Genomic DNA, 21,480 nt, shown 5'->3' on the forward strand with positions numbered 1-21,480 from the left:
CGGTCACTTTGCTATTGCGAACCGCCGCCGCTAGCGTGGCGTCGAGTTTCAGATGTCTCCTGCCGAGAAAAAGCCCCGAAGCGTCAGTACTCGGGGTTTTCCTCGCGGATGCCCTCGCGCTTGTTGACGAGGCGGGCGAGCGTGAACAGGGCGTCCGAGAGGCGGTTCAGGTAGATGATAGCCGTCTCGTTGACACCGGCCTCCTCGGCGGCGAAGGAGACACAGCGGCGCTCGGCGCGCCGACAGACCGCACGGGCGTGGTGGAGCTTCGCCCCAGGTTCGGATCCGGAGGGGAGGATGAACGATTCGAGCGGGTCCAGCTCCGAATCGGCCTCGTCGATGAGGTCTTCGAGCGTCTCGACGTGGGACTCCTGTATCCGCGGGTCGTCCTCCTCTGGGCTGGGGTTGGCGAAGTCGGCCTGGACGATGTGGAGGTGGTTCTGGATGACCCGGAGCTTCTCGTCGATGTCGTCTTGACCGGTCGGCCTGACGACGCCGACCAGCGCGTTCACCTCGTCGACGGTCCCGTAGGCCTCGATACGGCGGCTGTCCTTCGAGACCCGCTCCATGTTCCGGAGATCTGTCTGGCCCTGGTCGCCGCGACCGGTATAGATAGTCATAGCTGAATCTGGCACTGCCAGCGTCTTATAGCCGTGGGCGAATCGTTGGGGAGCGCGGGCGGCTGAGATCCGTGGCGAGCGCGGACGGCCGAGCCCCGTGGCGACTGTGGACCGCCGGCACCGCGTTCAGAGCCGGCGACGGACTTCCGAGAGCGCAGCCGGTGAGATATCAAGTTCGGCAAACAGTGCCTCGCGGCCGTCGTCTTCGCCGTGGCCGGCAACGAAGCCGTTGAGCCGGGCGGCGACCGTCGAATCGACGAACGCGCCGCCGTAGCGGTCTTCGAGTTCGTCGGCAATCACCGGTGTCGAGCGCAGTTCGTACTTCTGGTGGTAGTCTTCCGCCAGATAGAACTGGTCAAGTGCTTCGATAGCCGTTTCGACGGTCTTCCCGGTCCGCGATTCGAGTTCCTCGCGCGTCTGTTCCGCGGTCTCCTGCTGCCGGTCATCGTGTGCCAGCACCACGCCGCGGTACTGGCGCTTCAGGGGCGCGGAGAACGGTGCATGGTTCGTCCAGAACACGTCCAGCAGCGCTTCGTAGCTCACTGCGTCGGGGTCGTACTCGACCTGAACGACCTCGGTGTGGTCGCCCAGCGAGTAGTAGCTGGGGTTCGGTTCGGCCCCACCAGCGTAGCCCACCCGCGTCCTGACCACGCCCGGCATCGCGCCGAACCGCGCGTCCGGGCCCCAGAAACAGCCCATGCCGAACGTCGCCGTCTCGGTCGCCGATGGCGGCAGCGATTCAGCGTCGACGGCCAGTTCGGTCGGATGGGTCGGCTCGTACGCACTCTGAGTCATACTGGAAGACAGGGGTTCGAGCGGTTTGCCTGCTTCGACGCCCCGCGTGGAACCGGGAAATTCAACTGTACCCCTGCGAAAACAACCGAGTATGAGCCTCGAACTCGAACACTACTGTCCTGAATGCGAAGAGTACCGCGACTTCTGGAAGGTCGCGAGCACGACGATGCACCTGGGGACCAAGATCAAGTGGCACTGCCCTGAGTGTGACTACGGGTTCGTCCGCATCGACGGCGAAGTCGACACTGGACAGGCAGCATAGCTCTCCGGATCGGTATAGAGACCTCTTAGCAGCTGTTTTACACCGTCCCAGAGAGATATCTGCTACCGATGAGTCTCGACCCGCACGACCCGCACGGTGCAGGGAACGCGACCACCGAGCGAACGCAGGCCCCGCACAAGCTGTCGATGACCGTGGTTGAGTACACCGGTGAACCGGATCGCTGTACCGTGTCACCGCGGGGGCTCTCCGGCATTGCCAAGCTATCGACGTGGATTACCGTTGACAAGGAGGTCGTCGTCGATCTGGATGCGATGCGGTGACCGAGAGTTTTTATCGGGGAACCACGGATCTAGAACCGATGAGTATCGAGGTCCTACTGGTAGACGAAGACGTAGACGTTCTGGAGATCGTCGGGACGTTTCTGGGACAGGAAGACGGGTTCGAGATAACGACGGAGGACGACCCAGAAGCGGCACTGGACCTGGCAACGAACGGCGACTTCGACGCCGTCGTCAGTGACTACAAGATGCCCCGGCTCGACGGAATGGAACTGTGTCGCGCGCTCCGAGATAACGACGTCGACATCCCGTTTCTGCTGTTTACGGCCCGCGAACACGACGACGTCGCAGATGCTGCCGCAGAACACGGCGTCACTGCCGTGGTCCAGAAAGGAACGGGCACGGAGCAGTACAGCGTGCTCGCCGACCGGATTCGCGACACCATCTAGGCGTCTATCCGAGGCAGTTCCAGTGTGACGACTGTTCCGCCGTCCGGACTGCTACTGAAGTCAACTGTGCCGCCGTAGGTTTCGGTCACCCAGACGACTAGCCACAGACCGAGTCCGGTCCCGTGACGCAGTTGCGTAATCGGTTCGTCGCCGGTCACGACATCGAGTTCGTGTTGTGGAATCCCCGGCCCGTCGTCGGCGACAGTGATTGAGACGGTTCGTGGGCCCGTCTGGACACCGATGCGGATAGACGGGTCGTCGCCGGCGTGTTCGAGGCTGTTTTCGAGGAGTTCACCGAGGATTCGATGTAATCGCCCATCACCCGCCGTAACCGACACATCCGGGAGGTCTGTTTTGATTTCACTGGCGTACTCGTCGCGATACGAAGACACGGTATCGGTAACGGTTGCGGGCACGTCGACCGGGTCCGTACCGTACTGGTCGCGGCGAACGGAGCGCTCCATGTCGCGTGCGCGCTCACTCAGCGACGCCATCTCCTCCGCCTTTCGCTGAAGCCGATGGAGAATGGCACGCTGGTCCTCGTCGTTAATTCGCTCATCCAGCGCGTCAGCCATCCCGAGGACGACAGTCAGGTCGTTGCGGAGGTTGTGCCGAAGAACGCGGTTGAGCAGTTTCAGCCGGCGTTCGCGCTCGCGCTGCTCAGTGATGTCGGTGTAGATACCGAATCCGCGGATGCTGTCACCGTCCCGGCTGTACGGCACGCCCCGGAAGAGGAAGTCGCGGAACCCCGTCTCGGTCATCAGTCGGAGTTCCGTCTGGAAGGGGTCGCCGTTTGCCTGCCCGTTGTCGAACCGGGGCAGTTCATCGTGCGCAGTGTCCGGTGGGCGGAGGAGGTCCGACAGGGGACTGTTGACGGCCGTGTCCTGTTCGTACCCGAACACGTCGGAGAACGCGGGATTGACGGATCTGACGACCGACTCGCCTGCAACGGTCTCCGTCTCGATGACGGCGTCGGGAAGCGTGTTGAACAGGTACGAGAACCGGTCGCGCTCGTCCTCCAGCTCTGCCCGTGCCTGCTTGAGTTCGGTCAGGTCCCGGACGACGCCGACGGTTCCACGGAACTGGTCCGCGCCGAGCAGCGACACCTCGATCTCTGCCGGACGCGTCTCTCCGTGTGCCGTTTCCAGTGCCGTTTCGAGCTTGACTGCCCCGGTTCCGCCCTGCTGACAGAGATCGCCAATGCGACACGTAAATTCGTCAATCGCGTCCTGATCGAGGACAATCCGCGGGTGCTGGCCCAGAAGCGTCGCCCGCTCGTAGCCGAGCCACTCCGCGAGCGGTTCGGTGACCAGCTGGAACCGACCGTCGTCGTCGAGGACGTACATCATATCACGGACGTTCTCGACCACTGATTCGTACCGCAGCAGGCTCCGTTCACGCTCAACACGGTCGAACGCAGCGGCCGCGTTGGAGGCGAGGATTTCCGCCACAGAGATGTCCGAATCGGTGAACTCTTGCCCGTCCTGTGCGCCGATGCTCACGACCCCGTGGTCGCCCATCGGGAGGTACATCGTCGCCGACAGAACGTCGGAGTCGTAGTTGTCGACCCGTTCGAACTCGTCGATGACCAGCGGGTCACCGCGCTGGAATGCGTCGCCGGGGAACCCCTCGTCGGCGTCGTACACCGGCCGCTCCGGGACTCTGTCGCTGGCGGCGGCGGGTTGGAGCGTATCCGTCTCATCGTCGTACAGCCGCACGAGTGAATGGTCGAATCCGAGATCAGACCGGGTCGCCTCGATGACCGTTTCGGCGACCTCCTGTGGCGTCTGTGCCTGCATGAGCGACCGAGTCGTGTCCAGCAGTCCGGACAGCGCCTCGTCGCGCCGTTTCTGCTCTGTGATGTCCCGGATGACGCCCGCAGTCCCAGCGAACCGCCCGTCGTCGTCGTACAGCAGCGTCATGTGGTCCTGTGCCGGGAACGAGCCCCCCGACGCCTGCTGGATCTTCAGTTCGAACGTCTCCTCGTCGTCGCGGTCCCCGAATATCATCTCTTGGACGATGGACTCGGCACGCTCGACGACACTGTCGTTCTTTATGAAGCCGGTGTACGACCCAAGCAGCTCGGATTCGGAGTAGCCCGTGAGGTCGGTCATCGCCTGATTGACGAACTGGAAGTACCCCTCGGAGTCGAGGGCGTACACGCCGTCGTCGACCGCCTCAATGATGTTCTCGTACCGTTCGAGTTCGTCCTCACGGTGGCGGCGTTCGAGTTCGTGGTTCACCCACTCAACGAGCAGTTTCATGAACGCCTCCTCGCTGTCGGAAAAGGACTCCACCCGGGCCTGCTCGTCGCCGAAGCAGAGCGTTCCGTAGGGCTCGCCGTCGACTGTGATGAGGCCACCAGCGTAGCACGCGACGCCGGTTTTTCTGTACACGTCCGACGCGTGTCCGTCCTCGGTGGTGGCATCGGTAATCGCGTAGAGGTCGCCGGATTCGAGCACTCGCTGACAGTACGTGTCTTCAAGCGGCGTCTCTGTTCCGGATTCGAGAGGAGTGTTACCGGAGACCATCTGGATTTCGTGGACTCCGTCCTCGATACGGCTCAGGTAGCCAAACGACATGTCGAGTCGGTCCAGCCCGATTTCGATGACCCGACGGACAGTTTCGGCCTCGCTGAGTCCGTTCCCGGCTGCAAGCTGTGTCAGTTCCTGTAGCGAGTCATTGTTGGCACGCAGCGTCCGTTCCCGCTCCTTGCGTGCCGTGATGTCCGTGGCGATGGCGACGAGACGCGGAGCCTGTGCGTCGCGTTCCTCAATGACTCCGCGCGTCCGGAGCCACCGCGTCTCCCCGTCGACGTCGGTACGGAACTCGGCGTCGACCCGTTCGCCGCTCTCTGAAACCCGCTCGACCGCCGCTTCGAGTGACTGGCGGTCGTCGGGATGGACGTACTCGTAAAATGCCGAGGCAGTGCCTTCGAAGGTCGCTGGCGTCGTCCCGAAGAGTTCCGCGGTCGCCTCGTCCCAGACCATCTCGTCGGTGTCCAGGTTCCACTCGTAGACGCCGGTGTTTGTCCCGTCCAGCGCCAGATCGAGCCGCCGGTTCGTCTCTTCGAGGGCCCGCTCGCGCTCCTTCCGATCGGAGATATCCCTGAGAACGCCCGTACAGAACCACTGTCCGTTTCGCTCGAAATCACCGAACGACACCGCGACGGTCAGCTGGTTCCCATCAGCGGTCACGAGCGGGAGTTCGAGATAGTCCCAGTCGACGTTCCGGTCGCCGGTCCGGCGGTAGCGGTCCACTCCCTCGAAGTGGGAGCTTCGCAGGTGTTCGGGGATCACTTTCGCGAAATCGTCACCGACCAGCTCCTCACGGTCATAGCCCGTCAGCTCGGCAGCCTCGTCGTTGGCGTACACGACTTCGCTGTCGGCGTCGATGGTGACGACGGCGTCGGAGATACTGCCCGCGATAGCGTCGAAAGAGTCCGCGAGTTCCGGCGGAAGCCGCGTCGGTCGGTCATCGGTAGTAGCCGGTGAGCTACTTCCGTTGCCGTGGCCCGCCGGTTCGCTCCCCTGCGTCACGATGTCGGACACTCGGTCCATCAGCGACACGTCGCTGCGGGGGACGTACTCGGTTACATCGAGCTGTGTCGCGCGGGCGGCGACCATCCCATCTGGCTCGGCCGTACAGAGAACGACTGGGAGCGTGTCGTACTGCTCACGTACTGCCGCTATCACCTCTAGACCGGTTTCCGTGCCCGGCAGGTGTTGCTCACAGATGACGGCATCGTAGGCGTGCTCGGCCAGTTCCGAGAGCGCGGCCGCCACGGTGGTGACTGACGTGACCGTGGCCGGCGCGTCTGGCATGGCTGTATCCGCGTCATCGTCGGCACGGCCTACGTACAACAAATTCGGCATATCGGACATAGCGTTCCGTTGTAACGGCTATACGTCGGGGTGGCATATACGCTCGGGCAAGAGTATCAAATGTCGAAACGAGCGGCTACGTGTCGTCAAGCGCCTGCCAGGAGAGCCGCGGGTTCCGGGCCGCAGTCGCCTGGTCGATGCGTTTCGCCGCCGGACGCGACGGCGCGTCGGCCAGTTCGGCGTCCGAATCACTGGCCACAGCGTTGAACGCGGCTGCGAGCTGGTCCAGCGAGCGTCTGGTTTCGCCCTCCGTGGGTTCGGTCATCAGCGCCTCGTCGACGATTTCGGGCCACTTCGTCGTCGGCGGATGGACGCCGTAGTCGAGCATCCGCTTGGCCGCGTCGGCGGCGTCCTGCTCGCCCGCGCTGGCGACGAACTCGTGGTGGAACGGGCCGAAGGGCACCTCGTACTCGATTTGCTCGGCGAGGTAGTTCGCGTTCAGCACGGCCTTGGCGCTGGCGTCCCGGAGCCCCTCGTCGCCGAGCCTGGCGATATAGGCGAAGGTCTTGAGAAGTACCGGCCAGTTGCCATAGAAGCCATGCACCTTCCCGATTGAGTGGTCCGGCTCGTAGTGTTCGTAGTTGCCGCCGCGCTCTCTGACGTGTGGGTTCGGGAGGAACTGGGCCAATCCCTCGCGGACGCCGACCGGGCCGGCACCGGGGCCACCGCCGCCGTGGGGCGTCGCGAACGTCTTGTGGACGTTGTAGTGCATCACGTCGAAGCCCATGTCACCGGGGCGAGCGCGCCCCAGAAGGGCGTTGAGGTTCGCGCCGTCGTAGTACAGCAGGCCGCCGGCGTCGTGGACGATGTCGGCAATGTGCTCGATGTCGCGCTCGAACAGCCCCAGCGTGTTGGGGTTTGTGAGCATCAGCGCGGCGGTGTCGTCGCCGACAGCCGCCTCCAGTGCCTCAATGTCGACGCGGCCGTCGTCGCCACTTGGTAGCTCCACGACCTCGTAGCCCGCCATCGCCGCCGTCGCGAAGTTCGTGCCGTGGGCCGAGTCCGGGATGACGACCTCCGAGCGCTCGTCGTCGTTGTGTTCGTGGTAGGCCTTCGCTATCTGGATGCCGGTGAACTCACCGGCCGCGCCGGCCGGCGGCTGGAGGGTCACCGCGTCCATACCGCCGATGCGGCCCAGATAGTCCTGCAGCCGGTGACACAGTGCCAGCGTCCCCTGAATCGTCGAATCGGGTCGGTTCGGGTGGATTGCGGCGTCAGCCCGTGCGGCCACGTCCTCGGTGAAGGAGGGGTTGTACTTCATCGTACACGAGCCAAGCGGGAACGGCCCGCTCTCGACGCCATAGTTCATCTGCGAGAGGCGGGTGTAGTGGCGGGCCAATTCAGGCTCGGCGGGGTCCGGCAGCGAGAGGCTGTCCCGCGTCAGATCATCGGGCAGTGGCGAGTCCTCAATGTCGACCGTTTTGCTCGCTTTCTCCGAGAGCAGCGGCTCGTACCGGTCGTCGCTGTTATCGGTCCAGCGCGCTTGATCGTATTTCACGCGAGACACCCCCATGTCGAGCGTGAAGCTCGTGGGACGTGGTTTGTCCCACGGTGTTTCGCCGAACGCAGTGAGGCGAGTGTCATTTCGCCACCTCCCGGAACGCCGCCACGAACTCGTCTGTGGCGTCAGCAGTGGTTTCGGTCACACACACCTGTACCAGATGGTCGTCGACCGCGTGGACTGCGAAGCCCTCAGCCGCGAGATCGGCAACGATTGCGCTTGCAGGCTGGTCCGTGCGGGCGAGGAACTCCCGGAAGTGGTGGCGGCCGTGAATCGGCGCTTTCACGCCGACGATGTCGTCGAGGCGGTCGGCCAGGTCACGGGCGCGGGTCACGCAGTCCTCGGCGAGCTCAACCAGCCCGTCCGGGCCGAGCCACGCGGCGTGCATCGCGGTTCGGAGCGCGACCCACGCCTGGTTTGTACAGATGTTGGAAGTGGCCCGCTCCTTGCGGATGTGCTGCTCTCGCGTCTGGAGGGTCAGCGTGTACGCGCGGCGGTCGGCGGCGTCTTCGCTGGCCCCGACCAGCCGACCGGGAACCTGCCGCAAGTACTCCTCGCGGGTGACGAACATCCCCAGTCCGAAGCCGTACGCCGTTCCGGTCCCCAGCGACGCGGCGTCGCCGACGACCACGTCGGCTCCGACATCGGCCGGCCGCTCCAGCAGAGACAGCGCTATCGGGTCCGAGCCGAGGCAGAACAGCGCCTCGTGATCGTGGGCCAGATCGCCGATTGCGCTGAGGCGTTCCTCGATGACGCCCCGGACCGTCGGCGACTCGGCGTACACCATCGCGGTAGCGTCGCCGATCTGGTCGGCCAGCGCCGGCACGTCGACGACGCCGTCGGTCATCGGGTACGACTCGACCGTGAGGTCCGGTCCATCGGCGTAGTTCGACAGCACGGCGCGTTTGCCCTCTCGGAGGTGTTCGGGAACTAGAATCCGATCGCCGGACACCGAACGCACGCGCTGGGACAGCGTCGCCGCCTCGCCCAGCGCCGTCGCGTCGTCGTACATCGAGCAGTTGGCGACGCCCAGTCCCGTGAGCTCCACCAGCATCGACTGGAACTCGAAGAGGGCCTGCAGGAACCCCTGTGCGACCTCTGGCTGGTACTGCGTGTAGGAGGTCAGGAACTCCGACCGGCTTGCGAGGTCATCGACAACGCTCGGGACGTAATGGTCGTAGTGGCCGCGCCCGAGAAACTCAGTAAGGTCGGCGTTACGACCCAGGAGACGAGCGACTTCCCGGCGCGTCGCCCGTTCGCTCCGGGCGTCGATACCGAACTCGCCGTCGAAAGCCACTGATTCGGGAACGTCGAACAGCGACTCGAGGTCGTCGGCTCCGACCGCGTCGAGCATCGCCGCGGTTTCTGCGGCCGTCTGCGGTGCGTACGGACTGCCTGTGGCATGTGAATCACTATCGCTCATTGGAGAACCACCCAGTAGCGCCGGGGTGACATGATATCGACAGCTAGCGACCGTGTCCACATTAGGTTACTCCTTTCACCCCCTTCGGGGGACCGCTGCCACCAAGCCTTACTCGATCTGGTCGCGGTACGCGTCGGGTGAGAGCAGGTCGTCGGCTTCGCTCTCGTCGTCGACCTCAAGCTTGAGCATCCAGCCGTCGCCGAACGGGTCTTCGTTCAGCAGTTCCGGCTCGTCGCGGAGTCGGTCGTTGACTGCTGTGACGGTGCCGGAGACGGGGGCGTACACGTCGGACACAGCCTTGATCGACTCCACGACGCCGAAGTCCTCACCAGCGGTCAGCTCCGCCCCTTCCTCGGGCAGCTCGACGAACACCACATCGCCGAGTTCGTCCTGTGCGAACGCCGTGATGCCGACCTCGGCGGTGTCGCCGGCGACGCGTACCCATTCGTGTGACTCCAGATATCGCAGGTCGTCGGGAACGTCGAAGCTCATCTATCGAGGAATGGTGTGCTCCTGGTACGTGCTTTCTTCGGTTCACCGCGGACGACAACGCGGACGGACTCGTCCGGTTCGGCGTACGCCGCCGGGACGTAGGCGAGGGCAATCGGCGATCCCAGTGTCGGACTCATCGTTCCGCTGGTGACGTGGCCGATCGGCTCCCCCTCCGGCGTTGTCACGTCGTACCCGTGGCGCGGGACGCCGCGGTCAATGAGTTCGATGCCGATGAGCTTCTCTTCGGGACCGTCCGCGGCGACGCCCTCCAGTGCGTCCCGACCGACGAACTCCGTATCGAGCGCAACCGTCCAGCCGATGCCGGCCTCGTAGGGCGTCCGGGGCTCGTCGACCGGATGGAACTCTTGACCGGAAAGCAGAAAACCCATCTCTAGACGAAGTGTGTCGCGCGCGCCCAGTCCACAGGGCTGACACTCCAGCGCACTCCAGACCGCCTCGGCACCGTCGGGTGGACAGAGGACTTCGAAGCCCCGTTCGCCCGTATAGCCCGTCCGAGCAATCAGCGAGTCGACGCCAGCAACGACCCCGTCAGCCACCTCGAACCGCGATAAGCCAGCGAGCGAAACATCCGTCTCAGCCGCCAGCAGGTCCGGCGCGTCAGGCCCCTGGACGGCGATCATCGAGTACTCCTCGGTCCGGTTCGTCACCGTTGCATCGAGCCCGCGCTCGTCCCGCTCAGAGAGCCACCGTTCGGTCATCTCTCCATCGTGCCCGGCGTTCGGGATGAACAGGAACTCGTCGGCCGCACCTTCCGGTAGTCGGTAGACGACGGTGTCGTCCAGCATAATCCCGTCCTCGTCTGTGATCGCCCCGTACTGGGCCTCGCCCGGGTCCAGCACGGTCACATCATTGGTGGTCAGCCGCTGTGTCAGCGTCGTCGCGTCCGGGCCGTCCACGGTTATTTGTCCCATGTGCGAAACGTCGAACTTCCCGGCTTCGCTCCGGACTGCCTCGTGTTCTGTGCGGATCGACTCGAACTCGACCGGCATCTCCCACCCGCCGAAATCGGTGAACGAAGCGTCGGCCCGCCGGTGAATCGCAGAGAGCGGTGGTGCCCGCAGTGTCATACCCGGACCTGTCGAACCGCGTGGTCTTACCGTTTGGCCCTTCACCGCCTGTGGCGTCGCTGATAAATCATATACCACGATATCAAATTGGCTTTTGTGGCATATGGACGGCAAGAGCAGAACCGAAAATTAGCGGTCAGCCCGTTACTCGCTTCGTGCCACCGGGAACACGAGTTCGACCCGCGTTTCGTCGTGGTCCTCGTCGATTGTCACAGACCCACCAAGGCGTCGGACGAGCCACGTAACTGCCCACAGTCCGAGTCCACGGCTGTGTGCCACTGGCCCCTCGGTTTCTGAGGCCAAGACATTGCGTTCCATATCTGGGATAGCAGATCCATCGGTATCGATGCTGACTATCACTTGGCCTGTCATCGTTTCTTCGGCGGTAAGCTTGACTTTCGGATCGGGTAGGTCGCTGTATTCGATGGCGTTTTCGACGAGAATCTCCAGTATCAGGTCGATAGCCATCCTGTCACCCGATACCTCTGTGTCGGTCGGTACGACTTCAATGGTCGCTTCGGGGTGTTGCGGTGTGAATTCGTCCCGGATATCGGTGAAGGCTTGCTGGAGGTGAAGTGTGCCATCACGGAGGTCGCGCTCGATAGCCCGATCAAACGTCCGTGCGCGCTCGGCCAGCGAGTCAAGCTCTTTCGAGGCGTTTTCGATTCTATCGATGTGTCCACTAGCAGCGTCAACGGAGAAATCAGACGAGTCGAGTTCTTCTTTGAGGAGTCTCGAATTACCTCGTATCACGGTCAGCTTGTTCCGGATGTTGTGCCGGAGAATCCGACTCATGACCATGAGCCGCTGCTCCCGTTCTTTGTCCTGTGTGATGTCACGAACGATGCCACGCAGTTTCGGCGTCCCGTCCCGGACAGTTTTTTCCGCCCGGAGTCGAAACCAGCGCTCGGTTTCGTCAGCGGTCTGGCGGCGTGCCTCCAGTTCCATCGGTTCGCCAGTTTCACGGCAGGTCTCGATAGCGTCGCGAACGGCCGCTCTATCGTTGGGGTGGTACTGCTCGATGGCTTCTTCGAGCGTCGGATTGTACTCCGGCGTTCCATAGAGGCGCTTCATCCCGGCAGTTCCCTCTATCATATCCGTCTCCAGATCGAGCTCCCACCCGCCAACGTCAGCCAGGGTTTCGGTCCCGACGAGCCATTCCAGTTGTTCCTCCCGCTGTTTCAGCCTCGTTGCGTCGTCCAGACCAACGACGACGCGCTCGATGGTCCCGTCATCACCCAGTATCGGCGCGGCATTGCTCGAAAGCCACCGCTCGCTCCCGTCGTCGAGTTCTATCCAGTGCTCGAATCCGAACACCGGTTCGCCCGACTCGAACACCTGCGTAACTGGATGGTCCGATTCAGGGATCGGGGTCCCGTCTTCGTAGAAGATATTCCACTCCGGTTGGTTGTACTGTCTCCGAGTGATCTCCTTGCGTTCGAGCCCGAGTAGCTCCTCGGCGCGATCGTTAGCCAGCGAAATCCTGCCGGACCGCTCTACGACGACGATGCCGACCGGACTGACCTCGAACACCCGCTCGATGAGGGCTTGCTTCTCTCGCCGCTGCTTCCGTTGCGTGATATCTTCCGCCAGCCATAGCACCCGCCCAACGCTATCACCGCCGACTGGCGTGACACGAGCCTCGAAGTATCGCTCCCCGTGATCGAGCGATAGCTGATACTCGATGTGCTGCTGTTCACCTGTTTCTAAGACCTCTTCGATAATCGCGTAGAACTGGTCAGCCTGTGCTGTAGAGAAAATATCCCAGAGGTCCGTTCCCAGCAGTGCATCCGGCTCTTTGAAAAATAATGCCCCGTTGTGGGCGTTGTGGATGATGTCGACAAAGACGCCGTTGGCGTCTAGGACGATAGCCGGATCGGAGATTATCTCACAAAGCCCGTTTAGCACGTCTTGATCGTGCAGAGATTCTTTACTCATATGTCTAATCCTGTGCTTGTTGCTGGCCGACTCCGCATGGAAATGTGTCTGTAGTGTGTGGGAGGTATCGTCCTAAGTTTTGTGCCACATCATTCTATATAGCGGTGAAGAGTTTACAGAACGAAGCGGCACGCATAAGCGGCCTGGGCGGGGAAAGAGGCGCATGAAGCTGCTCCGTCGGCTATTCGAAGAGAAAGACTCGCGACAGCGCGTCGGGCTGTTCGTCGACGGTCCGAACGTACTCAGGTCCGAGTTCGATGTCGATTTGGACGAGGTCCGGGATATCGCAGCCGAGTACGGCCCGCTGGCAGTCACTCGCCTCTACGTCGACCAGAACGCCTCGCCGGGACTCATCCAGGCCGCCGAGGCTCGCGGGTTCGAGGTTCGAACCACCAGCGGTGACGTCGATGTCCGGCTCGCCGTTGACGCGACTGATGCCGTCGCCTCGGGACAGATCGACGTACTGGCCGTCGCCTCGCGAGATACGGATTTCAAGCCGGCGCTGGAAGTGGCCGCACGGGAGGGGGTCAAAACGGTCGCTATCGCGCCGGGTGAGTACGGCCGCTCCGACGCGTTACGCAACGCGGCCGAAGATGCAGTGACGCTCTAGGGTTTGAAGCCCATGACGCCAACTGTTTTTTTGGCCAGTACCATTGAGCACGTATGGATATCGACGACACGCCGGTACTGGACAACCACCTCCATCTCGACCCGGTCAACGGCCGGAACGTCGCGGCAGCCGAGGAGTTCGCGTCTCAGGGCGGAACCCACCTGTTGGTGCTCAACAAGCCGTCGTGGCATCTCGTCGAGAAGGGCACCGACGAGGCGATCTTCCGTGAGGTGTTCGACCTCACTGTCGAAGCTGCTGCCGCTGCGACTGAAGTGCTGGACGGTCGCGCTTGGCCCGTCCTCGGTGTCCACCCGGCGCTGATTTCGAAGCTCGTCGACGGCGGCTACGCACCGCCGGAGGCGCGGGACATCATGCAGACCGGCCTCGACGTGGCGGCGGAGTACGTCGATAACAGCGACGCGCTCGCGATGAAGTCCGGGCGACCGCACTACGACGTGGATGACGCCGTCTGGGAGGCCTCGAACGAAGTGATGTGTCACGGGTTCGAACGCGCCGCCGACGTGGGCTGTGCGATACAGCTCCATACGGAAGGCGGCGAAGACTTCGAAGCAGTCGCTCGCTGGGCCGAAGATCGTGGCCTCGACCGGACGCAGGTCGTCAAACACTACTCCGGCGGTCAACTCCGTGGCCCGGTCAAATCAGTACTTGCAGACAAAGACGAACTGGAGATCGCGGTCGAGACTGACGAGCCGTTCCTGATGGAGACGGACTACATCGACGACCCGGACCGCCCCGGCGCGGTGCTTGGACCGAAGACTGTGCCGCGGCGCGTCCGCTGGCTAGTTGAAAACGGGCACGAGGACGCGGTCAGAACGGCACACGTCGAGACACCGAAAGCGGTGTACGGTATCGACACGGAAGCGACGCTGGAGCGGTGACAAAAACGGCTGCGAGAGACGGCTATCCGAACTTGCCAGTGATGTAGTCCTCGACGCGTTGGCTGTCGGGGTTCTCGAAGATCTTGTCTGTATCGTCGAACTCGACGAGCTCGCCGCCAGTGAGGAAGACAGCCGTCTTGTCGGAGATACGAGCCGCCTGCTGCATGTTGTGAGTAACGATAACGACAGTGAACTCCTCGGCCAGTTCCTCGATGAGGTCCTCGATCTTCGATGTGGCGATCGGGTCAAGCGCCGACGCCGGCTCGTCCATCAGAATGACATCCGGGTCGACGGCGATGGCGCGGGCGATACAGAGCCGCTGTTGCTGGCCGCCCGAGAGATCGAGCGCGCTCTTGTCCAGTTGGTCTTTGACTTCGTCCCACAGTGCGGCGCGCTTGAGCGCCGTTTCGACCTTCTCGTCGATGTTCTCCGTCTGGTCCTGAATCCGGAGGCCGTAGGCGACGTTGTCGTAGATGCTCTTTGGGAAGGGGTTCGGATGCTGGAACACCATCCCAATGCGTCGCCGCAGCGCCACCGGGTCCACGTCGGCATCGTAGACGTTCTTCCCCTCGAAGTAGAGGTCTCCCTCGACCCGCGCCGCGTCGATGAGATCGTTCATGCGGTTGATACACCGCAGGAACGTGGACTTGCCACAGCCGGAAGGGCCGATCATGGCCGTCACCTGTTTTTCCGGGATGGCCAGATCGATCCCCTGTAGCGCCTGCGTCTCGCCGTAGAACACATTCAGGTCGCGGGACTCGATGACTGGCTTCCCCGTCTCGCCCGCGGTGTCGCCGGTTCCCTCTACGTCGATCGACTGTTCGATGAGGGGGTCGCCAGACGGGTCCGGTGACGACGCGGCCGTTTCAGTAGTCGGTGTGGGCTCGGTACTGTCGTTGCTCGTCATCTCGTTCTCTGTCATGAATTATCCTGTTCGCTGATACCGGTTCCGGATGACAATCGCTGTCGCGTTCATCACCAGCAACACCGCAAGCAGTGTAATTACGCCGGCCGCCAGCACGCCGTGGCGGAACGCCGGGTCCAGCTCCGACGACCACGAGAAGATCTGGCGGGGCATCATACTCGCTACGTCGAAGAAGCTGTTCGGCGCGAGCCGGACCGACGCCGCCGCCCCGATCATCAGCAGCGGGGCCGTCTCGCCGATAGCCCGACCCAGCGCCAGTATCGTTCCGGTCAGAATGCCTGGAAGTGCTTCGGGGAGGACGACCTGACGGATCGTCTGCCAGCGGGTCGCTCCCATTCCGTAGGACGCCTGTCGGAACGAGTCGGGAACGGATCGGATTGCCTCCTGAGCGGAGATGATTACGATCGGGAGTATCAGCAGGCCAACGGCGAGGCCAGCGACGATGATGGACCCCTGGGGCCACTGGAGCACCCGAATGAAAAGCGCCAGTCCGAGCAGGCCGTACACGACCGATGGGACACCGGCGAGGTTCCCGATGTTGATCTCGATGAGCGTGACGAACTTGCCCATCAATCCTTGTGAGGGGGCGTACTCCTCAAGGTAAATCGCCGCCCCGACACCGACCGGGAAAGTAGTCAGGACGATCACGATAATCATCATCACTGAGCCGACCATCGCAGGGTAGATACCGGCATCAGCGGCGGTCCGGGAGGTCGCGCTCGTCAGGAACCCCCAGTCGAGCCAGGGGTCCGGTCCGGCGAACCCAAGTGCACCGGTGACGACGCCGCCGACGACCACGCCCAGCACGGCGACGACCGGGAAGGCGAGGCCACGGACACCCTCGCCACGACGGACCACGCCTTCGACGTAGACACCCAGCGGGAGTACGGCGAACGTGACTATGAGCAGCCACACGTCAGTCCCAATTCCGAGTAGCGGCCCAGCGACGACACCCAGTACCGCCACTGCTGTCGTCAGCCCGACGACGGTCAGGCCGTCACGCCGTGACTCGCGCCGCTGTTCGACGAACCAGCCTGCGGCACCGGCGATCGGGAGCACGAGCGTCAGGAGTAGCATGACCCAGTCCGTGGGCACGAACGGGAGCATCAGAATCGCTTCTCGGAGGCTTATTACGCGATAGTACAGCCCGAAATCGAGGCCGAGCGCCGCGGCGGCGTCGGTGACGAACCAATTAAATCTGGCGGGTGGCAGCCCGAACACCGTGATAATCGGGGCGAGGAGCACCACGGCGAGGCGTTCGAGCGCAGCCTTCGGCCGCAGTCGGCCGTGTGCGACGATCAGGCCGCCGGCCACGACCAGCGAGATGAGCAGTGCGAACCACTCAAGCACGGAGAGTAGTTCGATGAACAGCACCGCAAACCCGCCTGTGAGCAGCAGTCCAACGACCGGAAGTCCGCTGGTGACGTAGGCGACCTCGCCGGCCGGTTCGTCGAGACGATAGTAATAAACAGCCAGTGCAGCCAGCGGTACCACTACGGTGGCGGCGTAGGTCGCCAGCCACCCTGCGTCCGCCGAGAAGGGCCGAAACGCGTCGTTGGCGACGAACAGCAGGAGGAGCAGGACTGAAACGAGTCCGAAGGCGGTTGCCGCGAGACAGGTCGCCTCGAAGGCACGCCCCCGCAGATGGTTGACGTCGCTGTTCTCCCCGTGCCAGCCCGTTTCAGGTTCTCGTGTTGCCATCAGTTCAGTCCCCCAGTGTTCATTCGTACTCCTCCCGGTAGCGCGCCGCGATTCGGTTGCTCAGCAGGTTCAACAGGAACGTGATGACGAACAGCGTCAGGCCGATAGCGAAGAGACTGGTAAAGCCCAGTTGACTGACGCTGTCGGCGCTGTTGATCTGGACCATTGCTGCCGTCATCGGCTGGTATCCCTGGAAGAGGTTCGCGAGCGGGTCCGAGAGGTTCAGCATCCGTGGTCGACTGCCGGCCGCGACGACGACGATCATCGTCTCGCCGATAGCCCGCGACAGGGCGAGAATGAACGAGGAGAAGATGCCCGAGGCCGCCGCGGGGACGACGACGCCGGTAGTCACCTCGAACTTCGTCGCACCCATCCCGTAGCCGGCCTGTCGTAGCGAGTCCGGGACAGAGCTCATCGCGTCCTCGCTCAGACTGGAGACCATTGGGATAATCATGATACCGACCATGATGGAAGCGCTGAGGATGTTGAACGTGTTGACCGGGAGCCCGATGGTCTGGAGGAACGGTGTCACGTACACGAGCGCGAAGATACCGTAGACGACTGTCGGGATACCGGCCAGAATTTCCAGCCCCGGTTTCAGCACTGAGCGCATCTGGTCGCTAGCGTACTCGCTGAGATAGACTGCGGCCGCGACGCCCGTCGGGAGTGCGATGACGGCAGAGATCACCGTGACCAACAGCGTGCCGCTCAACAGCGGGAGCAACCCGTAGACGTTCCGACTGATGAGGAACTCCGTTCCGGTGAAGAAGTCGACCGGGTTCACCAGCGTAAAGAACGTAATCGCGTCGCGTGCGAGCAACACGACGATGCTGACGGTGACGAGAATCGACGCGGCAGCACACAGGAGCAAGACATATCGGTACATACGCTCGCGTGCTGCACGTCCGGTCGGTCTGGACGTAATATCCGGCCCGGGCGTCTCGGTGCTCATTGTGTTGTCTCCAATAATGTATCCATGTGAGTAAGCCGATTCTATACTGTGTTAGCCAGCGACCTCGTCCAGCTTTTCGAGGTTCTCGTCGCGCTGCTCGGCACTCGACGGCACGTACCCGATATCTTGGACGATATCGGTTTCGGCCTGCTCGAGGTAGAACTCGATGAACTCGTACACTTCCTCTCGCTGAAGCGCTGACTCGGCCGCGTAAATGAACAGCGGCCGGGCCAGCGGGTACGAGCCGTCCTTGGCGTTTGCCAGGCTCGGGGCGGTACATTCGCCGTCTTCCTCGGCCTTGACTTCGACAGCTTTCACCGCCTCGGAGTTGGAGTTGAAGTAGGCGAAGCCGAAATACCCTATCCCACCCTCGTTGTCACGGATCCCTTTGACGATAGTCTCGTCTTCCTCCGTCGGTTGGTACTCGGTCGTGTGTTCGGTGTCTTCACCGACGACGTTCTCGTTGAAGTAATCAAACGTCCCGGACGTCGACGCCGGGCCGTAGCGTTCGATCTCCATGTCGGGCCACTCGTCGCGTACGTCCGACCAGTTCGTGACTCCCGCTTCGTCGCTCCAGATCTGGCGCAGTTCGTCGAAGGTTATGCAGTCGACCCAGTCGGCGTCGTTGTTGACCGCGACGGTCAGGGCATCGCCCGCGATCTCGAACTCGACAGGCTCGACGTCGTTGCCCGAACACTGCTCTATCTCGGCGTCGCTGATGGGGCGGGAAGCCCCGTTGATATCGGAGTCGCCGGGACAGAACCAGTTCTCGAAGCCGCCCCCACTCCCTGTGGAGTCGACGGTCACGTTGACGTTTCCGTGTTCCTCCATGAACTCCTCAGCCATCGCGTCGGAGATTGGGAACACGGTACTGCTGCCCTTGATAATGACCTGCCCCGAAAGTCCGTCGGAGCTCCCGTCAGACCCACTGCCATCGGAGCCACTGCCGTCGCCACGGCTCGTATTCTGGACACAACCAGCCAGCGCCAGTGTCCCGATTGCACCAGAACTTGTCAAAAAACGACGGCGAGAGAGACCACCGCTCGGTGAATCTGTCATCACCTGTTGGAAGTTACAGAGCGGATAAGTACCCTACTATTAGCCCTATATCCAGATATAAACGCTATATACTGCTATATATTATTATGTGGCGCTACCCTGTTACACGCCGAAGACGGCGTAACAGCTGTCTGAAGCCGATTTCGACCCGATCTGGGCAACAATCATCGGGATGATATTGCTAGCAGACCACTTGGCTGAGTGCCCGCATCGTGGGTCGTGATTCCATGACAGCGCAAGTCAGAGTTCCGACCGTTGATATATAGTCACAGTATATTTTATAAATCCTCAGCGCGTATTCAGAGTACTATGGAGACGCGCAAAGTACAGTTGACGGGCGGGTCCACGTACACTGTTTCACTACCGAAGGAGTGGGCGACGGAGAACGGCGTCGAGAGCGGAAGTATCGTCGAGTTTTACGCCGAAGACGACCTGTTACTGGTCTCGCCACAACACGGTGATGACCACGTCGAGGGAACGCTCGACGTGACTGGCCTCGAAAACAGACACGAACTCACGCGGGCGGTGATGACGATGTACGTCAGCGGCTTCGATATCATCCGATTGGAAGCCGCCCGGATAACGGCCGAACAGCGGCGTATCATCCGCGATGCAACACAGGGACTGGTCGGCCTAGAGATGATCGAGGAGACGGCCGACCGAGTCGTTCTGCAGGACCTGCTTGACTCCTCAGAACTCTCCGTTCTCAACGCCATTACGCGTATGCGGCTGGTGTCGCTAACGATGCTCTCCGATGCTGTCGAGGCGCTCATCGAAGATGACAACGACCTCGCCGAAGACGTGATACAACGCGACGACGACGTGGACCGGCTCTGGTACATGGTTTCGCGTGTGTTCCGGACCGTCCTTCGCAATCCGACGGCTGCCAACGAGATCGGCTTCCCACGCGAGACGGTGTTCGATTACCAGTCCAGCGCCCGGCAACTCGAACGTATCGCCGACCACGCAACCAAGATCGCCGGCCTCTCACAGGAGATCGACGAAATCACCGGTGAAACAGCCGACCTTCTCGACCAGTTGGAAACCGAGGCCATTGCCGTCCCCGAAACCGCGATGGATGCGCTGTTAGCTGACGACAACGACGAGGCCGTGGAACTGGCAAACGAGGCTCGCTCTCGTATCCCCGAAGTCGATGAAACCGCCCGTGAGGTCGATGGAAAAGTCAGAGAGCTAGACCCACAGAGCGCACAGCTACTTGGCCGCGTGGTCGACTCGCTGTCCCGGACCGCCGACTACGGCGGCAACATTGCCGAAAGCGCGCTCCAGAAGGCAGCTCCGCGGCCATAGTCGACGCTGTCGCTCCGAAGTGGTGAACAGCTGAAAAAGCTGATTGCGTGCCGGATTACTCGACCAGCACGGCGTTGACCTGCCCGTGCTGCCCGGGACGGGAGGTCACGCGGGCACGTCCCTCGGAGGTTTCGAGGATTGCGCCTTTCGTGATGATGTTTCGCCGGGCGTAGTTCGGGTTCGACGGGTTCTCGACGACGTTCTCGATAGTCGCTTCGATGGTTTCCGCGCCGTCAGCGATGCTCGCAACGTCGGTCTTGACCGCACGGACCTTCTGGGTGTTACCGCGGGAGTCGACAGTTTTCAGTCGCTGCTCGCCGACCTGCGTCTCGACGGTATCCTTGCCGAGCTCGTGTTTCTTCTTCTTGTGGTTCGGTCGTCGGCGGCCGCCTGTCCGCTTGCGAGGGGAGCGTCCCTGGTCTTTCATACGGGAAGGAAGACCCAGCGGCTACTTGAACCGTTCGATGCCGACTCGTCATCGTAATCGTTACCCCCACGCCGACCGGTTGCTCTGACGATGAGTCTGAAGACGGCCGTCGCCGCGCCGTTCCGTCAGCGTGGAACCGACCGGATGGCGGAAAGTGAGTTCGTTGTCGCGCTCTCGCTGGACCGGAACTGGTTCTCGCCCGACCAGGCCAAGACGCTGGTCGACGTGGCCGCAAGCGAGGGACTGGTCGAACGGGACGACGACGACCTCGTGGTCGCCTTCGACGCCACGCACACCGATATCCCGGACGGTTTCACGCCGGGTGAGGAAATCCTGCAGTCGCGGTCGACGTTCGAGCAGGTACTCGACGCCGTCGTCGAGGCCGGCATCGAGAAACAGACCGCCGTCGCCGGTATCAACGCGCTCCAGACCGACATCGGCGTGACACTGGAGACGGCGGCCGTCGTGTACGCACGAAGTGAGGGCGTCGACGTCGAAGCCATCGCTGCTGACGTTCGGGAGGAACTCTAATGGTCAAAGATAGAATCACTGACGGCCGACGGATCGGACAGTTGCTCGCCTCGGAGTTGACCGGCCTCCAGCGCGGGCCGCTTGCCGACGTGTCCGTCGTTGATGCGGACAGGGACGTGGACCCGACGCCGGAGGGGGCCTTCGCCTACCGCGTGACGGCTGACGACACCGAAGTGGCAGTCGTCGAGGTGACACCGGAAACGGCCCGCCTGCTCCTGAACGAGGAGCCCGCAACCGTCCCGGAGCGTGACGATATCACGACCAACGGGGCAACTGTTGTCGTTCACAGCGGCGCGGCGGTGAAAGCCGCGGTCGACGTGCTGGAGGAGACTCTCTCGGGGTAGGACAGTTCTCCGGACGGAAAGAAACGGTTGGCT

Annotated in this window: 21 protein-coding genes; 8 read left to right on the forward strand and 13 right to left on the reverse strand. The window is 62.5% G+C overall.

Annotated features, from left to right (window positions below):
- Positions 1-83: 83 nt before the first annotated feature.
- Positions 84-620 (reverse strand): cob(I)yrinic acid a,c-diamide adenosyltransferase, encoded by a 537-nt coding sequence (locus ACYJ11_RS01175; RefSeq protein ID WP_461646443.1) that lies wholly within the window; start codon positions 618-620, stop codon positions 84-86.
- A gap of 126 nt (positions 621-746) precedes the next feature.
- Complete coding sequence (gene msrA / locus ACYJ11_RS01180; RefSeq protein ID WP_461646444.1) at positions 747-1,415, reverse strand: peptide-methionine (S)-S-oxide reductase MsrA; 669 nt, start codon at positions 1,413-1,415, stop codon at positions 747-749.
- 91 nt (positions 1,416-1,506) lie between these two features.
- On the opposite strand from msrA, the gene ACYJ11_RS01185 reads away from it, so the two are divergent.
- From ACYJ11_RS01185 to ACYJ11_RS01195, 3 genes are all read left to right on the forward strand, one after another.
- The gene (locus tag ACYJ11_RS01185; RefSeq protein ID WP_005538215.1) at positions 1,507-1,677 is read left to right on the forward strand and encodes a DUF7838 family putative zinc beta-ribbon protein; all 171 of its coding nucleotides are present in this window, start codon (positions 1,507-1,509) and stop codon (positions 1,675-1,677) included.
- Positions 1,678-1,745: 68 nt separating this feature from the next.
- Positions 1,746-1,958 (forward strand): DUF7511 domain-containing protein, encoded by a 213-nt coding sequence (locus tag ACYJ11_RS01190; protein WP_188979147.1) that lies wholly within the window; start codon positions 1,746-1,748, stop codon positions 1,956-1,958.
- A gap of 38 nt (positions 1,959-1,996) precedes the next feature.
- Positions 1,997-2,365, forward strand: coding sequence for a response regulator (locus tag ACYJ11_RS01195; RefSeq protein WP_188979145.1), 369 nt, complete (start codon positions 1,997-1,999; stop codon positions 2,363-2,365).
- Here the strand turns inward: ACYJ11_RS01195 and ACYJ11_RS01200 are convergent.
- The 6 genes from ACYJ11_RS01200 to ACYJ11_RS01225 all read right to left on the reverse strand — a co-directional run bounded on the left by ACYJ11_RS01200 (position 2,362) and on the right by ACYJ11_RS01225 (position 12,691).
- Positions 2,362-6,249 (reverse strand): PAS domain S-box protein, encoded by a 3,888-nt coding sequence (locus tag ACYJ11_RS01200; RefSeq protein WP_461646445.1) that lies wholly within the window; start codon positions 6,247-6,249, stop codon positions 2,362-2,364. The genes ACYJ11_RS01195 and ACYJ11_RS01200 overlap by 4 nt on opposite strands.
- A gap of 76 nt (positions 6,250-6,325) precedes the next feature.
- On the reverse strand, positions 6,326-7,747 hold the full coding sequence (gene gcvPB / locus ACYJ11_RS01205) for an aminomethyl-transferring glycine dehydrogenase subunit GcvPB (protein ID WP_461646446.1): 1,422 nt from the start codon (positions 7,745-7,747) through the stop codon (positions 6,326-6,328).
- Positions 7,748-7,829: 82 nt separating this feature from the next.
- Positions 7,830-9,173 (reverse strand): aminomethyl-transferring glycine dehydrogenase subunit GcvPA, encoded by a 1,344-nt coding sequence (gene gcvPA / locus ACYJ11_RS01210; protein ID WP_461646447.1) that lies wholly within the window; start codon positions 9,171-9,173, stop codon positions 7,830-7,832.
- 108 nt (positions 9,174-9,281) lie between these two features.
- On the reverse strand, positions 9,282-9,665 hold the full coding sequence (gene gcvH, locus ACYJ11_RS01215) for a glycine cleavage system protein GcvH (RefSeq protein ID WP_461646448.1): 384 nt from the start codon (positions 9,663-9,665) through the stop codon (positions 9,282-9,284).
- The gene (gcvT, locus tag ACYJ11_RS01220; protein WP_461646449.1) at positions 9,662-10,753 is read right to left on the reverse strand and encodes a glycine cleavage system aminomethyltransferase GcvT; all 1,092 of its coding nucleotides are present in this window, start codon (positions 10,751-10,753) and stop codon (positions 9,662-9,664) included. The genes gcvH and gcvT overlap by 4 nt, the downstream gene beginning before the upstream one ends.
- A 144-nt stretch (positions 10,754-10,897) precedes the next feature.
- Positions 10,898-12,691, reverse strand: coding sequence for a sensor histidine kinase (locus ACYJ11_RS01225; RefSeq protein ID WP_461646450.1), 1,794 nt, complete (start codon positions 12,689-12,691; stop codon positions 10,898-10,900).
- A 163-nt stretch (positions 12,692-12,854) separates the two neighbouring features.
- Between ACYJ11_RS01225 and ACYJ11_RS01230 the strand changes: the two genes are divergently transcribed.
- Together ACYJ11_RS01230 and ACYJ11_RS01235 are read left to right on the forward strand one after the other, a co-directional pair.
- The gene (locus tag ACYJ11_RS01230) at positions 12,855-13,301 is read left to right on the forward strand and encodes an NYN domain-containing protein (RefSeq protein WP_005538204.1); all 447 of its coding nucleotides are present in this window, start codon (positions 12,855-12,857) and stop codon (positions 13,299-13,301) included.
- A gap of 53 nt (positions 13,302-13,354) precedes the next feature.
- On the forward strand, positions 13,355-14,200 hold the full coding sequence (locus ACYJ11_RS01235) for a TatD family hydrolase (RefSeq protein WP_461646451.1): 846 nt from the start codon (positions 13,355-13,357) through the stop codon (positions 14,198-14,200).
- Positions 14,201-14,222: 22 nt separating this feature from the next.
- Here ACYJ11_RS01235 and pstB read toward each other — a convergent pair whose 3' ends face one another.
- The 4 genes from pstB to ACYJ11_RS01255 are packed head-to-tail and all read right to left on the reverse strand — an operon-like array spanning position 14,223 to position 18,837.
- Complete coding sequence (gene pstB, locus ACYJ11_RS01240) at positions 14,223-15,122, reverse strand: phosphate ABC transporter ATP-binding protein PstB (protein ID WP_188979128.1); 900 nt, start codon at positions 15,120-15,122, stop codon at positions 14,223-14,225.
- Positions 15,123-15,125: 3 nt separating this feature from the next.
- A complete protein-coding gene (gene pstA, locus ACYJ11_RS01245) occupies positions 15,126-16,826 on the reverse strand; it encodes a phosphate ABC transporter permease PstA (protein WP_461646452.1) in 1,701 nt (566 codons plus the stop codon).
- A gap of 19 nt (positions 16,827-16,845) precedes the next feature.
- Positions 16,846-17,778 (reverse strand): phosphate ABC transporter permease subunit PstC, encoded by a 933-nt coding sequence (gene pstC / locus ACYJ11_RS01250; RefSeq protein ID WP_416006883.1) that lies wholly within the window; start codon positions 17,776-17,778, stop codon positions 16,846-16,848.
- A gap of 51 nt (positions 17,779-17,829) precedes the next feature.
- A complete protein-coding gene (locus ACYJ11_RS01255; RefSeq protein ID WP_461646453.1) occupies positions 17,830-18,837 on the reverse strand; it encodes a PstS family phosphate ABC transporter substrate-binding protein in 1,008 nt (335 codons plus the stop codon).
- Positions 18,838-19,146: 309 nt separating this feature from the next.
- On the opposite strand from ACYJ11_RS01255, the gene ACYJ11_RS01260 reads away from it, so the two are divergent.
- Positions 19,147-20,145 carry a phosphate uptake regulator PhoU gene (locus ACYJ11_RS01260; protein WP_005538194.1) on the forward strand — a complete coding sequence of 333 codons (999 nt, stop codon included), beginning with the start codon at positions 19,147-19,149 and terminating at the stop codon, positions 20,143-20,145.
- 55 nt (positions 20,146-20,200) lie between these two features.
- Here ACYJ11_RS01260 and ACYJ11_RS01265 read toward each other — a convergent pair whose 3' ends face one another.
- A complete protein-coding gene (locus tag ACYJ11_RS01265; protein ID WP_053968944.1) occupies positions 20,201-20,572 on the reverse strand; it encodes a 30S ribosomal protein S8e in 372 nt (123 codons plus the stop codon).
- Between the two features lie 90 nt (positions 20,573-20,662).
- Here ACYJ11_RS01265 and ACYJ11_RS01270 point away from each other — a divergent pair, with 90 nt between their 5' ends.
- Together ACYJ11_RS01270 and ACYJ11_RS01275 are read left to right on the forward strand one after the other, a co-directional pair.
- Positions 20,663-21,103: a DUF2240 family protein gene (locus ACYJ11_RS01270; RefSeq protein WP_461646454.1), complete on the forward strand. Its 441-nt coding sequence runs from the start codon at positions 20,663-20,665 to the stop codon at positions 21,101-21,103.
- Positions 21,103-21,447 (forward strand): hypothetical protein, encoded by a 345-nt coding sequence (locus tag ACYJ11_RS01275; RefSeq protein ID WP_461646455.1) that lies wholly within the window; start codon positions 21,103-21,105, stop codon positions 21,445-21,447. The genes ACYJ11_RS01270 and ACYJ11_RS01275 overlap by 1 nt, the downstream gene beginning before the upstream one ends.
- Positions 21,448-21,480 lie beyond the last annotated feature (33 nt).

This window comes from Haloarcula sp. H-GB5, assembly GCF_054850705.1.

Bases quoted from the DNA above. Each gene is read 5' to 3' on its own strand.
- gcvH (WP_461646448.1), bottom strand. From the start codon at position 9,665: ATGAGCTTCGACGTTCCCGACGACCTGCGATATCTGGAGTCACACGAA.
- ACYJ11_RS01265 (WP_053968944.1), bottom strand. From the start codon at position 20,572: ATGAAAGACCAGGGACGCTCCCCTCGCAAGCGGACAGGCGGCCGCCGA.
- ACYJ11_RS01230 (WP_005538204.1), top strand. From the start codon at position 12,855: ATGAAGCTGCTCCGTCGGCTATTCGAAGAGAAAGACTCGCGACAGCGC.
- ACYJ11_RS01200 (WP_461646445.1), bottom strand. From the start codon at position 6,249: ATGTCCGATATGCCGAATTTGTTGTACGTAGGCCGTGCCGACGATGAC.
- pstA (WP_461646452.1), bottom strand. From the start codon at position 16,826: ATGGCAACACGAGAACCTGAAACGGGCTGGCACGGGGAGAACAGCGAC.
- ACYJ11_RS01270 (WP_461646454.1), top strand. From the start codon at position 20,663: ATGAGTCTGAAGACGGCCGTCGCCGCGCCGTTCCGTCAGCGTGGAACC.
- ACYJ11_RS01260 (WP_005538194.1), top strand. From the start codon at position 19,147: ATGGAGACGCGCAAAGTACAGTTGACGGGCGGGTCCACGTACACTGTT.
- pstB (WP_188979128.1), bottom strand. From the start codon at position 15,122: ATGACAGAGAACGAGATGACGAGCAACGACAGTACCGAGCCCACACCG.
- ACYJ11_RS01225 (WP_461646450.1), bottom strand. From the start codon at position 12,691: ATGAGTAAAGAATCTCTGCACGATCAAGACGTGCTAAACGGGCTTTGT.
- ACYJ11_RS01255 (WP_461646453.1), bottom strand. From the start codon at position 18,837: ATGACAGATTCACCGAGCGGTGGTCTCTCTCGCCGTCGTTTTTTGACA.
- ACYJ11_RS01195 (WP_188979145.1), top strand. From the start codon at position 1,997: ATGAGTATCGAGGTCCTACTGGTAGACGAAGACGTAGACGTTCTGGAG.
- pstC (WP_416006883.1), bottom strand. From the start codon at position 17,778: ATGAGCACCGAGACGCCCGGGCCGGATATTACGTCCAGACCGACCGGA.
- ACYJ11_RS01235 (WP_461646451.1), top strand. From the start codon at position 13,355: ATGGATATCGACGACACGCCGGTACTGGACAACCACCTCCATCTCGAC.
- ACYJ11_RS01185 (WP_005538215.1), top strand. From the start codon at position 1,507: ATGAGCCTCGAACTCGAACACTACTGTCCTGAATGCGAAGAGTACCGC.
- gcvT (WP_461646449.1), bottom strand. From the start codon at position 10,753: ATGACACTGCGGGCACCACCGCTCTCTGCGATTCACCGGCGGGCCGAC.
- ACYJ11_RS01175 (WP_461646443.1), bottom strand. From the start codon at position 620: ATGACTATCTATACCGGTCGCGGCGACCAGGGCCAGACAGATCTCCGG.
- gcvPA (WP_461646447.1), bottom strand. From the start codon at position 9,173: ATGAGCGATAGTGATTCACATGCCACAGGCAGTCCGTACGCACCGCAG.
- msrA (WP_461646444.1), bottom strand. From the start codon at position 1,415: ATGACTCAGAGTGCGTACGAGCCGACCCATCCGACCGAACTGGCCGTC.
- ACYJ11_RS01190 (WP_188979147.1), top strand. From the start codon at position 1,746: ATGAGTCTCGACCCGCACGACCCGCACGGTGCAGGGAACGCGACCACC.
- ACYJ11_RS01275 (WP_461646455.1), top strand. From the start codon at position 21,103: ATGGTCAAAGATAGAATCACTGACGGCCGACGGATCGGACAGTTGCTC.